We start from the raw sequence: 13,590 nt of genomic DNA, 5'->3' as shown, positions 1-13,590 counted from the left end.
CGCGGGTTTTTTCGTTAGAATCCACGCCCTTTTATTGAAACACGCTTCCTGGGGTTGACGCGTTGTCGCGATCCCTTGAAGTGCCTGACGGAGGCGGACAGCCTGTTTAGCTGTTACGCCCGTGGCGACTATGCAAGACACATTACGCATTACCGAAGTCTTTTACTCTTTGCAGGGTGAAACGCGAACTGCTGGCCTGCCCACCGTATTTGTACGGCTGACCGGCTGCCCTTTGCGTTGCCAATACTGCGACAGCGCCTACGCCTTCAGTGGCGGCACGGTGCGCACCCTGGCCGACATCCTGGAGCAGGTTGCGGGTTTCAAGCCGCGCTACGTCTGTGTGACGGGTGGCGAGCCCCTGGCTCAACCCAATGCTATCCCTTTGCTCAAGCAGCTATGTGACGCCGGTTACGAGGTCTCGCTGGAGACCAGTGGCGCCCTGGATATCTCGGCCGTTGACCCGCGTGTAAGCCGTGTGGTCGATCTCAAGACCCCAGGCTCCAAGGAAGCGCACCGCAACCTGTACGCGAACATGGACCTGCTGACGCCTAACGATCAAGTCAAGTTCGTGATCTGCTCCCGTGAGGATTATGACTGGGCGACGTCCAAGCTGATTCAATACGGCCTGGAGCGTCGGGCGGGTGAGGTGCTGTTTTCGCCAAGCCACCATGACTTGAACGCCCGTGATCTGGCTGACTGGGTCGTGGCCGATAACCTGCCGGTGCGCCTGCAGTTGCAGTTGCATAAATACCTGTGGAACGACGAACCAGGTCGCTGACAGGGTTGGTCGCTCTGCTTAACAAAAAGGGCGCGGTCATCCTGCTACCGGCCTGATGATGCCGGCCATGCTTGTGGGAATAGAACGCCTGCCGACGGCGTGCGGAAGGCGTCAAAACGGCCGGAATTACGCACCCAACGCATTATTTCTGATTTATTTTAAATAAAGTGTTGAATAGTCCTTAAAAATCAGTATTATACGCGCCACCACACAGCGGGTCGTTAGCTCAGTTGGTAGAGCAGTTGGCTTTTAACCAATTGGTCGTAGGTTCGAATCCCACACGACCCACCATATTTGGCGGTTTAGAAAATCCGGAAGGCCCACGAAAGTGAGGATTTCCGGGTTTTTTTTTGCCTTGTGAATAAGCGCCGCCTGCAATGGGCGGCGCGCAGGGTTTCAGCCAAACCGCCCGGTAATATAGTCCTCCGTCTGCTTCATCCTGGGCTTGGTGAAGATTTCATCGGTATTGCCATACTCAATCAATTCCCCCATGAACATGAACGCGGTGTTGTCCGACACCCGCGCCGCTTGCTGCATGTTGTGGGTCACGATGATCACTGTGTATTGGGTCTTCAGTTCGGTGATCAGTTGCTCGATGCGCCCGGTGGAGATCGGGTCGAGTGCCGAAGTGGGCTCGTCCAGCAGCAATACCTGCGGGCGCAGCGCGATGGTGCGGGCGATGCACAACCGCTGTTGCTGGCCGCCGGAGAGGCTTTGTGCGCTTTGGTTGAGTTTGTCCTTCACTTCATCCCACAGGGCGCCGCCGCGCAGGGCCTGCTCGACGCGTTCATCCATTTCCCGCCGTGAGAGCTTTTCGTGGTGGCGTACGGCGTAGGCAATGTTGTCGTAGATCGACATCGGAAAGGGCACGGGTTTCTGGAACACCATGCCGACGTGACTGCGCAGGCGGTTCATCGAGTAGCCGGGGGCGAGGATGTTCTCGTTATTGAGCAACACTTCGCCACGGGCCTCCTGCTTGGGGTACATCGAGTAGATGCGGTTGAACACGCGCAACAGCGTGGATTTGCCGCAGCCCGAAGGACCGATAATGGCGGTGATGCGTTTTTCCAGGATATCCATGTCGATGGATTTCAGGGAGCGTTGCTGGTTGTAGAAAAACTCCAGCCCGCGGACTTGGATTTTGGTTTTTTCGGGTTCGATACGGGTGGTGTCCATCAGTGGGACCTATTGCGTAAAAGAATCAGGCGAGATATCAGGCTGAGTACCAGCACGAACAGCGTCAGGACCAGGGCGCCGGCCCAGGCGAGTGAGTGCCAGTCGTCGAATGGGCTCATGGCGTACTGGAAGATAACCACCGGGACGCTGGCGATCGGCTTGAGCAGGTTGCTGCTCCAGAACTGGTTGCCGAAGGCGGTGAATAGCAGGGGCGCGGTTTCCCCGGTGATCCGGGCCAGGGCGAGCAGGATGCCGGTGACGACACCGGCCTTGGCCGCTCGCAACACGATCTGCAGTGTCAACTTCCACTGCGGCACACCGAGCGCCAGGGCCGCTTCGCGCAGGGTCGAGGGTTGCAACTGAAGCATTTCATCGGTGGTGCGCACCACCACTGGAATCACCAGCAGTGCCAGGGCCAAGGCACCGGCGATCGCGGAAAACCCCAGTTGGTGATGGCTCAGTTGGTTCAGCGGCAGAATAACGGCGGTATAGACAAACAACCCCAGTACGATGGACGGGGCCGACAGCAGGATGTCGTTGATAAAGCGCACCGTGGTGCCCAGGCGCGAATGCCGTGCGAATTCCGCCAGCCAGATGCCCGCCATCAACCCGATGGGGGTGCCGATCAGCAAGGCAATCCCGGACATCAGTGCGCTGCCGTAAAACGCGTTGGCCAAGCCGCCTTCAGTACCGGGCGGTGGCGTCATCTGGGTAAACAGGCGCAGGTTGAGGGCCTGGAAGCCATTGATGACGGTGGTCAGCAGAATCCACGCCAGCCACAGCAAACCGAAGGCTGTCGCGCCGCAGCTGAGGAACATGGCCACAGCGTTTTTCAGTGCACGTCTGCGATACAGGCGTTCGTTGGTGTTCATAGGCCCTCCTTGCGTGACAGGCGCATCAGCAGCAAGCGCGCCGCCGCCAGCACGACGAAGGTCGCGATAAACAGCAGGAAGCCCAGGGCGATCAGCGCGGAACGGTGCAGGTCGGTGTAGGCCTCGCTGAATTCATTGGCGATCACCGACGCAATCGAACTGCTGGGCATCAACAGTGAGGCGGAAAACTGTTGCGCGTTGCCCAGTACGAAGGTGACGGCCATGGTCTCGCCAAGGGCGCGGCCCAGGCCGAGGAAGATGCCGCCGACCACTGCCGAGCGCGTATAGGGCAGGACGATGTCCCACACCACTTCCCAAGTGGTGCTGCCCAAGGCGTAGGCCGATTCTTTCAATTGCGTGGGCACGCTGCGAAACACTTCATGCATCACCGACGTGATAAACGGCATGATCATCACCGCCAGCACGATGCCGGCGGTCAGCATGCCGATCCCCAGTGGCGGGCCCTGGAACAGCGAGCCGACAAAGGGCAGGGCACCCAGGTAGTCGTTGATCAGCGGCGAGAGATGTTCGGCCATAAAGGGCCCAAACACGAACAGGCCCCACATGCCATAGATGATCGAAGGTATACCCGCCAGTAATTCGATGGCCGATGCCACCGGCATCTTCAGCCAGGGCGGCGCGACCTCTGTGAGAAAAATCGCAATGCCGAAACTCACCGGAACAGCGATCAGCAAAGCCAGGAACGAGGTGACCAGCGTGCCATAAATCGGCACCACGGCACCAAAGTGGTTATTGACGGCATCCCACTCGGTGCTGGTAAGGAAATCGAAACCGAAGGTCTTGAACGCCAAGCCTCCGCCCCAGAGCGTGGAGGCTGCAATGGCGCCCAGCAACACCAACACCAGCATGGCTGCGCCAAACATCGAGCGCTTGAACCACAGGTCGTGGCGTTGATCGCGGGCGGCGCGGCTGTCGCCCCGTGTGTCGCTCGCGTGAGTAGGCATAACCAGGGGTTGGACCGTGTCGTTCATATCAGATGTACTCACCGCCTTCCTCGATCACCGCAAGTGAACGAGGAAGGCGGTTGCAGGGCGAATCAGTGAGTGAAGTCAGACTTCCAGTAATCTTCGATTCGCGTCACCAGGGAGGACGGCAGTGCTACGTAATCCAGCGCTGCGGCCTGTTGCTGGCCTTTTTCCAGGGACCACTTGAAGAAGTTGAAGGCTGCCTGGCTTTGCTCGGCATTCTTGGGCTGCTTGTACATGATGATCCAGGTGGTGGCCGTGATCGGCCACGCGCCTTCGCCCGGTGCGTTGGTCATGATCAGGTTGAAGTCCTTGGCGCCGGCCCAGTCGGCGGTATCGGCTGCGGCCTGGAACGCCTTGGCGTCAGGTTCGACGAACTTGCCTGAAGCATTCTTCAGCGAGGCGTAGGCCATCTTGTTCTGCAGGGCGTAGGCGTATTCCACAAAGCCGATCGAGTTCTTGATCTGCTTCACGTAGGCCGAAACGCCTTCGTTGCCCTTGCCGCCAACGCCGACCGGCCAGGGTACGGTGGTGCCGAAACCCACTTTGGTTTTCCAGCTGTCGCTGACTTTGGCCAGGTAGTTGGTGAAGTTGTACGACGTGCCGGAGCCGTCGGAACGGTGCACGACGGTGATGTTTGCGCTTGGCAGTTTCACGCCGGGGTTAAGCGCTGCGATGGCCGGGTCGTTCCAGGCCTTGATATCACCGAGGAAAATTTTCGCCAGGGTATCGCCGTCGAGCTTCAGCTGCCCTGCCGTCAGGCCTTCGACGTTCATGACCGGGACAATACCGCCGATCACGCTGGGGAACTGGCCCAGGCCGGCGGTTTTGAGATCTTCGGCCGACAGCGGGGCGTCGGAAGCACCGAAGTCGACGGTCGCTGCCTTGATCTGGGCAATGCCGCCACCGGAGCCAATCGATTGATAGTTGATACGGTTGCTGGAGGTTTTGCTGTAGTCCTGGGACCACTTGGACAGCACCGGGTAGACGAAGCTTGAGCCGGCACCGGTCACGTCAGTGGCGTGGGCCACGCCGCTCAGGCACAGGGCGGTCAACAAAACAGACAGACTTTTTTTAGTCGGCAACATCACGACAACACCTCGCGGGAAGGGGTAAGTGGAAGGGTCCACCTGTCTAAGACGTGACGATTTAATTCCTGATATATGTCTGTTTAATGACCGATTGGCTTTATGAAGAAACATTTAGAAATGTTTGCTTCGGTGGAGCCAGGCTTGCCCATTTCCACCGAAGCAGTGCTACTTAGTTGATGCCCTGATCAATCCCGGCCTGCAACGCCTGGCTATCACTGTGCCCGCCGACCCGCAGCGGCCCCAGGTTGAATGCCTGATCCTTGCGCGTGGCGTCGTCCTGTTTCTGCGTCAGTTCGTCCTTGGCACCCAACAGCAGGTTGACCGGTGACTTCGACAGATTCAGCCCGAGATCGGCGCGATAGTCGCTACCTGCCAAGGTTGTCGCCGTGACCGTGGACCACCCCAGATCGACCATGCCGTTCTGCGCGCTGATCCGGCTGCCTGTGAGGCGAGTATCGCCATTCACCTGCAGGCTGACGCCGTGGGTACCGAGAATGCCCGATGCCTGAGCGACGCTGTCCTTGACCACATGGCTGACGTCCAGATTCAGCGTTGGGGTGTAGTTGGTGTTGCCGCTCTTATCACCGAACAGCACGTTTTGCGTGGTATCAGCCACCGAGCTGCCGGTGGTGTTCTTGCCGCTGACGGTGTAGCTGTCACTGGTTTTTGGCCAAACCTTGTCTTTGAAGCTGGACAGGCGAGTCCCCAACGCATCCTTCTTGTCGGCAAGGTAGGCCTTGGCTTGGTCCACGCGAGTGCCGAAGGCCCCGCGGGGCTCAGGGTTGACGTCGTAACTGCCGCTGCGGGTGAGTTTTTCAGCCAAACGTTCCTTGGCGTTGACCACACTGTCCTTGGCCGACGCCAGGTGGTCGACGCCTTTGTCGACTGCGTTCTCGAGCTTCTCCCGGTGCTTGTCGAACGCACCTTCGGCCTTGGCCTGCACCTTGTCCTTGAGCGGGCCGGTGGCCTTGGCCAGCTTGTTGACCACGCCGGGCTGGTTCTTCTCGACATCGAGCTTGGCGTCGACATTCACCTGGGTGCTGTTGACCTGGTCCTTGCGGCTCTCGACGATGAGGTCGCCGCCCACGTTGCCACTCACCTGATCGGCTTCGATACGTGCCCCTGCCAGGCGGGTATTACCGGCACTGTCGATGACCACGTTAGCCGCCTTGACCAGGCTGTTGTGTTGCGTGGTGCCTTGCAGGTGGTCTACGTCGACCTTGGCCCGCGCATTGATGCCGTGCTGGGTCTTGGGGGTGTCGTGCTCACCGGCATCGGCCAAGGTGGTTGTTCCGCCACTGCCGCCCGCGCCCAGGGCCACGCCCCAACTGTTGTGGGCCTGCGTGGATTGCGCCGACTCTTGCAGGATGCCGCCGTTTTGCGCAGTGAGATTGACGCTGGCCGCCGTCACCTGAGTGCCTTGCAAGTGGATGGCATCGGTTGCGTCGGCGCCACTGTGCAGGGCGACATTGCCGTTGCTGTGCAACTGCCCGACGCTCACGCCGCTATCATTTTCCGCCACCTTGCCCAGGTTGAAATTGGCGCTCAGGCTGCCGGTCGTGCTGCTGCTTTCGGCGCTGCTGGTCTTGCCGGCGCCGACGGTCAGGCCGCCGCCCAGGTTGTTGCCATGGCTCAGATGGGTGTGGGTGGCGGCTTGCAGGTCCAGCTTGCCGCCGGCACTGAGGCTGATGTCGCCGGTTTTATCGGTGCTGCTACCGATCCGGGTGCCTTGCAGGGTCATGTCGCCGGCGCTGCTGAGTTGGATCGGACCGCTGCCCTGAATCGTTGCAACCCGGGCCTGGCTGTCCTGCGTGTCCAGCTGTTTGTGGTCCAGTTGCACGCCGGCACCGAGGTTGACGTTGGTACCGCTGGTGCCTGGCGCCGTGCCGACCGTCAGCGAACCACTGCCGCGCAGGCTGTTGCTGGCTGTACGTTGGCTGTCGTTGGCCTGATTCAGCGCCAATTCACCGCCCGTCTTGAGGTTGACGCCCGCCTGGCCGCCATCGAATTGACTGCCTGCATACCGCGCGTCGCCCTTGGCCTCGATGTTAACGCCTTGAGTGGCGACGTAGCTGCCAACCACCGCTGTGCTGCGCGATTCGCGCACATCGCTGCTGCCGCCACTGCCGCTGCCTCGCACGTTCAGGTCTTCACCGGTGGTGGTATAGACCCGTACGCCAACCTTGGCGTCTACACCCTGCTCGCTATTGCTGTGGGTATCGGTCGCCGCCGTGGCGACATGCTCGTCAGCCTGGATCTTCAGCGCGCCCTGGGTGGTCTGGTATTGAGTACCTTCATCCTGCAATTTACCCGCGACGTTGACCTGCACCGCACCGCCACTGAACTGGCTGACCACCGCTGTGCTGTCCTGCTGTGTGCCGGTCTTGTGGGTATGGCCGACTTCCACATCCAGCCCGACGTTGGGTTGTTCGAGCGCATCCAGCAGGCCAGGCTGATGGAATTTGGCCTGGGCTACCCCTTCGACGGCTTTTTCGATTGGCCGGGTGAGGCCTCGGTATTCGAGATTGGCGCCGATGTCGGCTGTCCAGCCATTCTCCTTGTGGGTGCTGGTCTGGCTGTTGTGCGCCGCCTGGTTATCGACCTGGCCGGCGTTGACCTGCAACTCGGAACCGGCCTTGACCTGTGCGCCCTGGCTGGTGAGGGTGTTGCCGGCGTTGACGGTCAGTTTGCCCGTCGCCGTCAGGCTGCTGGTTTGCGCCGTGGTCGTGCTGCGGGTGTCATGGCTGCTTTGATGGCTGAACTGTGCGCCGTTACCGGCTCTGTCCAGGCCGCCGGTGTAGTAGACGCCACCGCCGAGGGTGGTCTTGTCCGTGTCGCTGTGGACGGTGTCGTCGGTCGCCAACAGTTCGACATTTTTACCGCTCAAGGTTGCATCGCCGTCGGTGGCCTTGAGGTCCGAACCCTTGATGCTCACATCGCCCCCGGCCGTCACGACCAGGCTGTCGCCGCTGAGGCTGGACGCCTGCTGCCGGGTGGTGTCGGTCTTGCGGGTTTGCTGCTGGTCTGCATAGTTCACGCCCGCCCGGTACTGGCGGGTGCCAGGGGCCGTTTCCTTGGCGTAAGCAGCAAAACCGCGCGTGTGCGTGTCGGTTGTGTCGTGGGCGGTATTTTCAGCCGACGCGATCTTGATATCACCCTTGGCATCGGCCTGCAGTTCAGCGGCGGCCGAGACTTTTGAGCCGCTGACTTCGATGTCCTTGGCGCTTTGCAGCTTCAGGTTGCTGTCCGAGCGCAGGTGGCTGGCGACGACCGTGCTGTCCTTGAGGTTCTTGCGGCTTTCATCTTTGGAGATACCGAAGAACTTGCTGTCGTTGCTGTAGCGATTGTCGTGGGAGGTGTTCTGTACGCCGTCGATCACCAGCGAGCCCTTGTCACTGATGACACTGGCCTGTTTGCCGCCCCGCGCCTGGCTGCCACTGATGCGGACGTCGTCCGCCTTGACGATCAACTTGCCGTCGGCATTCACCTGGCTCGCGGTGTTCAAGGTCTTGCCTTGGTTGCCATCGCCGTTCTGGCCGAAGAAGCTGCCGCCGACTAGGTCGCCGGAGTACGCATTGTCGCTGCTGCTCTGGGTGCGGCTGGCGCTGGTGATAGCCACGTGGCGGGCGGCCAATTGAATGTCGCCAGGGGTTTTCAGCTCGGCGCCTTGCAATTGCAGGGTCTGTTGGCTGTTCAGTTCCAGCGCCTTGCCGGCCTTGAGGTTGCTGGTGACGCTGCGTTGTTCGCGGGTGGACTTGTCCCAGTTGGCTGTCCACAGGTGCTTGCGATGTTTGCCTTGATCGGTGGTTTCGTGGGTTTCGGTGGCGGCATTCACCTGCAGGTCGGCGCCGCTGTTGACGCGCAAGTCCGCCCCTGCGTTCACATGGCTGGCGTTGATCTGGGTGGTGGCGCCGGACGACAGCGCAGCATCCTGCTGGGCGACGACGTTATTGCCGTGCTGGCGCGAGTCGTTGTCGGTGGTGGTGCGGTCGTAGGTTTCGTAGGTGAACAGGAAGTTGCTGTTGTCCCACTGCTCACGCTTTTGCTGGAGCTTGCGGCTTTCCAGGCTGCTGAGGGTCAGGTTGCGTCCGGCATCGAGTTTGACATTACGCCCGCCGACATCGGCGGCGGCCAGGCTCAAGTCCCGGGTCGCCTGCACGTCCACATCGCCCTGATGACTCTGCACGCCGGCACGGGTAGCGTCGAGGCTGTTGGCGTGGACCTGCCCGCTGATATCGAGGTCGCCGGCCGAGCTGATCTTCACACCGTCGCGGCCTTGCACTTGCACCCCACCCACCCGCACGCCCGCGCCTTCGGCGGTGCTGATGATATTGATGCGCCCGGCCTGCATCGCACCGAACAGGCTGGCGTCGATACGCTGGTCCTGGGCCTTGCCGGCCGGGTCCACCTGGCGGACTTGCCCACTGGCGAAGTCGACCTGGTTGCGGCCGACCGTCAGGTTCAATTGGTCACGGGCGCTGAGGCGACCGTCGCTGTCAATGCGCGGCGCGATCAGGTTGATCGAGCCTTCGCGGTTTTGCAGGCCCTGGCCGTGCACCGTCAGTTGGCCGTGGGCGTCGCGGGTGCTCAGGGCTTGCAGTTTGCCGTCGTTGAGTTCTGGGTGGCCCACCACCAGGTTGGCATTCGGGGTGTTGATGAAACTGCCGCCATTCACGGAAATACCGTTCGGGTTGGCCAGCACGTAATCGGCGGCGTGGCCGAAAATTTCCTGGGCGCCGTTGAGGTTCGAGGCGTTGCGGCTGATCACTTCATTGAGGATCACGCTGGCCGCCCGGCCCTGGAACTGCGGGTTGGCCGCCAACTGCCCGGCGAGCTGGGATTGGCCGGCCTGCAAGGCATTGTTCAACACCAGGCCCTGGCGGTCGACGTTGTAGTCCAGGAACTGGTTATGCGACAGGCCGCCGGCATTCGGTGCGACGATGTTGACGATCGGCACGCCGCCCTGGTTTTGCAGTTGCGGTGTACCGCCGGGCCCTTCGGCGACGATCACGCCACCGGCCAGTACCAGTTGGGGTAGCAGGAACAGGCTGGCGATGGCCCAGCGCAGTTTGCCCTGGGGTGAGAGGTGAAACGCGGGGGTGTCATTGGGCATATAAAATTTCGCTCTGTGTTGGCTGATCCGCAACGTGCGTTGTTCGTTGCAACGTCACTGTGGTGGTCAGGTACAGCGGTTGTTTCAGGCTGATCCGGGTTAAATCTGCAGGCTGAGGCGTGTCAGCCAGACTTCGGGCTCCTGGCCGAAACCTGCGGGTGTGTTGAGGCTGCGTTGGTAATCGAAGTCGAGCTGTACGTTCTTCCAGCTCAGGTTGAGCCCGGCACTGGCACCGCTCAGGCGTTGGCCCGGGGCACCGTGTTCGCGCTTGACCCAGCCGTTGTCGAGGCCAAGTCGCGGGGTGATCTTCACTGGAAGGTTGTTGTTGAGCGGCAGGCTCAGGGTGTTGCGCCACAGCGCGCCGATGGCGCCGGACGCACTGTTTTCGCGATAGCCACGTACCGCCGAATCGTCGGTGCCCAGCAGTTGTTCAATAGCGGGCAACGCGTCGGGGCTGTATTGCGCGGACAACTGGCTATGCCACTGCCACGGTTGCCCGCCCCATTGGCCGTTGCGCCATTGGGTCAGGTTGGCGCGGTACTTGTGAAATTGCGCCTTGGGCAGATTCTTCTGTGTTGAGTCAGCGTCACGATCAGCGCCGAACCAGGTCAGGCCCTGGGCGTAATTGACGTCGAGGTTCCACACGGCGCTGTTGAGCCAGAACAGGTTCACCCCGGCCTGGGCCACGGTCAGCGTGGGGCTCTGAATCTCCAGATGGGCTTTTTGCAGGTAGCTGTCCACGTCCTTGTAGGCCAATTGCAGGTTGGCGCTGAGTTGATGGCCTTGGTCGCGCCACAACACCCGGTCGCTGCGCAGGCTGACCTGATCGGTGCGGCCGCCGTTGTAGAGCGTCGTGCGGCCGACGGTATAGGGCGAGCGGTATTCGACATGGCTGGCGAACAGGCTGTAGGTCCAGTACCCGTAGGGGATCGAATAAAACAGACTGTGACTGCGGCTGTAGCGCGGGCCATGGTTGAGGGTGTCGCTGAAGCTCAGGTTGAGCGAGTCGTTGAGCTCCAGCGGGCTGTCCAGGTTCAGGTTGACGGCGTTGCGATCGCGCCCGGTGCCGGCGCTGCCGAGGTTATCCAGCCCAAGCCCCAGCGCCCAGCGCGAGGCGCTGCTGCGTGGGCGCAGGAGGATGCGCGAGGCGCCGGGCGCGCTGCCTGGTGCGATGTCGGCGGTGAGGTCGACCGAGCGCAGGCGGTTGAGTTGGTCCAGGCCCTGTTCCAGGTCGCGCAGGTTCAGCGGCTTGCCCAGCATGCCGGGGAATGCTCCGCCCAGCGACACCGGCAGGCTCTGGTCGGCCAGTTCGATGGCTTCGAGGTAGCCTTCTTCGACGTGAATCGCCAGCGGCTGGCCGGCGGTCGGCTTACTGACCAGGTACGGACGACTGGCGATGTAGCCGGCGTCGACATACAGGCGGGTAATCTCGGCCAACAGGCGGTTGATCTGGGCGACGCCCATGCAGGGGGCCACGTAGGGTTCGATGCGTTTGTTCAACTGCGCCTTGCTGAACAAGGTGACACCAGCCAGGCGCGTGCCGCTCAGGGGCCAGCAACGCTCATCTTTGGCGGCCGCAGGCAAGGCCGGCGTGGCCACGGCGGGAGCGAAACTGCCGCGTTGCAGTTGGCGCTGGCGCTGCTCCAGTTGTAATTGCTGCAGATCGCGCTGTTGTTGTTGCTGCAAACGCAGGGCTTCCAGATCGGGCTGCGGCCCATCGGCGGCACCTGCCGGTAGCGCGCACAGGCAGAGCAGGGCGATGCCCAGTTTCTGGATACCCCACAGGCGTTCGGTTGAGGGCTGACTCGGCACTCGACTTCCTTAACGTAATCACACAAACGATGCCCCTGAGCCAAATCGTGAAGCCGGGGGACTTGCCATACTTGAGCCATCATTAAACGAATTGTTACATGGGTTGTAGGATTTATTGCAAAAAACGTGAGGAATGCCGCGTTATTTAGTAAAAAATCGCACAGTTTTGGTGCGCTCAGGCTGGGTTTATGCCTTTTTGGTCCTTGTTCTCGGGTGAGTCTGGCGGGAAGTAGCTTGCGGGGTGGTTTTGATTGTTGCGTTGAATCATCTTAATCGCCGCGTTTATCGGCAGTGTGCTGACCCACTGCTTGCCGCTTCTGAGCAGGGCTACGGCAATCAGCCAGTTTGGACATGGCTCTTTTGCGTCAATGTTGCCGCCCGCGCTGTCAATTTCGGAGGTTCGTCCAGGCGCGATTACCTGACGCTGCTTGAGCATGCGGCCCGGGCCGGCAAAAAATCCCAGGAAATCCCGGCCAGTCTGCAAGACTCGATTCTGCTGCAGGATGGCCCCGCCGTTATTGCCCGACAGGCGCGCCTTTAGAAAGCCAGATTAGGCTTTTGAATCCATTGGATATTCTGTAGCCTTGCGCAGCTTCACCCGTGCTTGATGAATACAATCACTTCGTCCGGCGGTGCCCGAAGGGCTCCAGAGCCGGTGGTACACTCGACTTTCGCGCAACTGCGCCTGCAGGTCTTGCGAACATGACGCAAATTTCCGAACGCCTACTGGTTCAAGCCCACCTCGACGCCAAGCAGCCCAAGGCCCTTAGCGCCGATGAAGAGGCGAGCCTGCGAACCGCCATCGCCGCTGAGCTTAAAGCTCAAGACGCGGTGCTGGTTGCCCACTTCTATTGTGATCCGGTGATTCAGGCCTTGGCCGAAGAAACCGGTGGCTGCGTTTCCGACTCCCTGGAAATGGCCCGCTTCGGCGCCGCTCACCCGGCCAAGACCGTACTGGTCGCCGGTGTGCGTTTCATGGGTGAGACCGCGAAAATCCTCACCCCTGAAAAGCGCATTCTCATGCCGACCCTGGAAGCCACGTGCTCCCTGGACCTGGGCTGCCCGGTGGATGAGTTTTCGGCGTTCTGCGATCAGCATCCCGAGCGCACCGTGGTGGTGTATGCCAACACCTCGGCGGCGGTCAAGGCCCGGGCGGACTGGGTCGTGACTTCAAGTTGCGCGCTGGAAATCGTCGAAAGCCTGATGGACAACGGCGAGACGATCATCTGGGGGCCGGACAAGCACCTGGGCACCTACATCCAGCGCCAGACCGGGGCCGACATGCTGCTGTGGGACGGTGCCTGCATCGTCCACGAAGAGTTCAAGTCCAAGCAATTGGAGGACATGAAGGCGTTGTACCCGGATGCCGCCATCCTGGTGCACCCGGAGTCGCCGACGTCGGTGATCGAGCTGGCCGACGCCGTGGGATCGACCAGCCAACTGATTGCCGCTGCCCAGCGTTTGCCGAACAAGACCTTTATCGTCGCCACCGACCGCGGCATCTTCTACAAGATGCAGCAGCTGTGCCCGGACAAGGTCTTTGTCGAAGCGCCTACCGCCGGCAACGGTGCCGCGTGCCGTAGTTGCGCACACTGCCCATGGATGGCGATGAACACGCTGGAACGCACGCTGCAATGCCTGCGTGAGGGCAGCAATGAGATCTTCGTCGAGCCTTCGGTGATCCCGCAGGCCGTGCGGCCGCTCAAGCGCATGCTGGATTTCACCCAGGCAGCGCGTCTCAAACTGGCCGGTAACGCCTGAC

At 61.1% G+C, this 13,590-nt stretch carries 9 protein-coding genes and 1 tRNA gene; 3 read left to right on the top strand and 7 right to left on the bottom strand.

The window, feature by feature from the left end; genetic code table 11:
• The first annotated feature begins 130 nt into the window (after positions 1–130).
• Positions 131–778 carry a 7-carboxy-7-deazaguanine synthase QueE gene (queE, locus tag C9383_RS20620; protein ID WP_090368870.1) on the top strand — a complete coding sequence of 216 codons (648 nt, stop codon included), beginning with the start codon at positions 131–133 and terminating at the stop codon, positions 776–778.
• A gap of 215 nt (positions 779–993) precedes the next feature.
• Positions 994–1,069: transfer RNA gene (locus C9383_RS20615), tRNA-Lys, on the top strand.
• Between the two features lie 105 nt (positions 1,070–1,174).
• On the opposite strand, the gene pstB is transcribed toward C9383_RS20615, so the two are convergent.
• From pstB to C9383_RS20580, 7 genes are all read right to left on the bottom strand, one after another.
• Positions 1,175–1,954: a phosphate ABC transporter ATP-binding protein PstB gene (gene pstB, locus C9383_RS20610; RefSeq protein WP_090368872.1), complete on the bottom strand. Its 780-nt coding sequence runs from the start codon at positions 1,952–1,954 to the stop codon at positions 1,175–1,177.
• Positions 1,954–2,826, bottom strand: a complete 873-nt coding sequence (pstA, locus tag C9383_RS20605) for a phosphate ABC transporter permease PstA (protein ID WP_090368874.1) — start codon at positions 2,824–2,826, stop codon at positions 1,954–1,956. The genes pstB and pstA overlap by 1 nt, the downstream gene beginning before the upstream one ends.
• Entirely contained in the window at positions 2,823–3,818 is a 996-nt protein-coding gene (gene pstC / locus C9383_RS20600) for a phosphate ABC transporter permease subunit PstC (RefSeq protein ID WP_090368877.1), read from the bottom strand. The genes pstA and pstC overlap by 4 nt, the downstream gene beginning before the upstream one ends.
• Before the next feature lie 65 nt (positions 3,819–3,883).
• Complete coding sequence (gene pstS, locus C9383_RS20595) at positions 3,884–4,900, bottom strand: phosphate ABC transporter substrate-binding protein PstS (RefSeq protein ID WP_081086997.1); 1,017 nt, start codon at positions 4,898–4,900, stop codon at positions 3,884–3,886.
• A gap of 172 nt (positions 4,901–5,072) precedes the next feature.
• On the bottom strand, positions 5,073–10,016 hold the full coding sequence (locus tag C9383_RS20590; protein WP_090368879.1) for a hemagglutinin repeat-containing protein: 4,944 nt from the start codon (positions 10,014–10,016) through the stop codon (positions 5,073–5,075).
• A gap of 99 nt (positions 10,017–10,115) precedes the next feature.
• Entirely contained in the window at positions 10,116–11,828 is a 1,713-nt protein-coding gene (locus C9383_RS20585; RefSeq protein WP_413037833.1) for a ShlB/FhaC/HecB family hemolysin secretion/activation protein, read from the bottom strand.
• 175 nt (positions 11,829–12,003) lie between these two features.
• Entirely contained in the window at positions 12,004–12,312 is a 309-nt protein-coding gene (locus C9383_RS20580; RefSeq protein WP_090368882.1) for a hypothetical protein, read from the bottom strand.
• A gap of 218 nt (positions 12,313–12,530) precedes the next feature.
• On the opposite strand from C9383_RS20580, the gene nadA reads away from it, so the two are divergent.
• On the top strand, positions 12,531–13,589 hold the full coding sequence (gene nadA, locus C9383_RS20575; protein WP_060754176.1) for a quinolinate synthase NadA: 1,059 nt from the start codon (positions 12,531–12,533) through the stop codon (positions 13,587–13,589).
• Position 13,590: the final 1 nt, after the last annotated feature.

This window comes from Pseudomonas palleroniana, from assembly GCF_003031675.1.
GTDB classification, from domain to species: Bacteria; Pseudomonadota; Gammaproteobacteria; order Pseudomonadales; family Pseudomonadaceae; genus Aquipseudomonas; species Aquipseudomonas palleroniana.
This window is presented reverse-complemented; position numbering and strand designations above follow the sequence as displayed.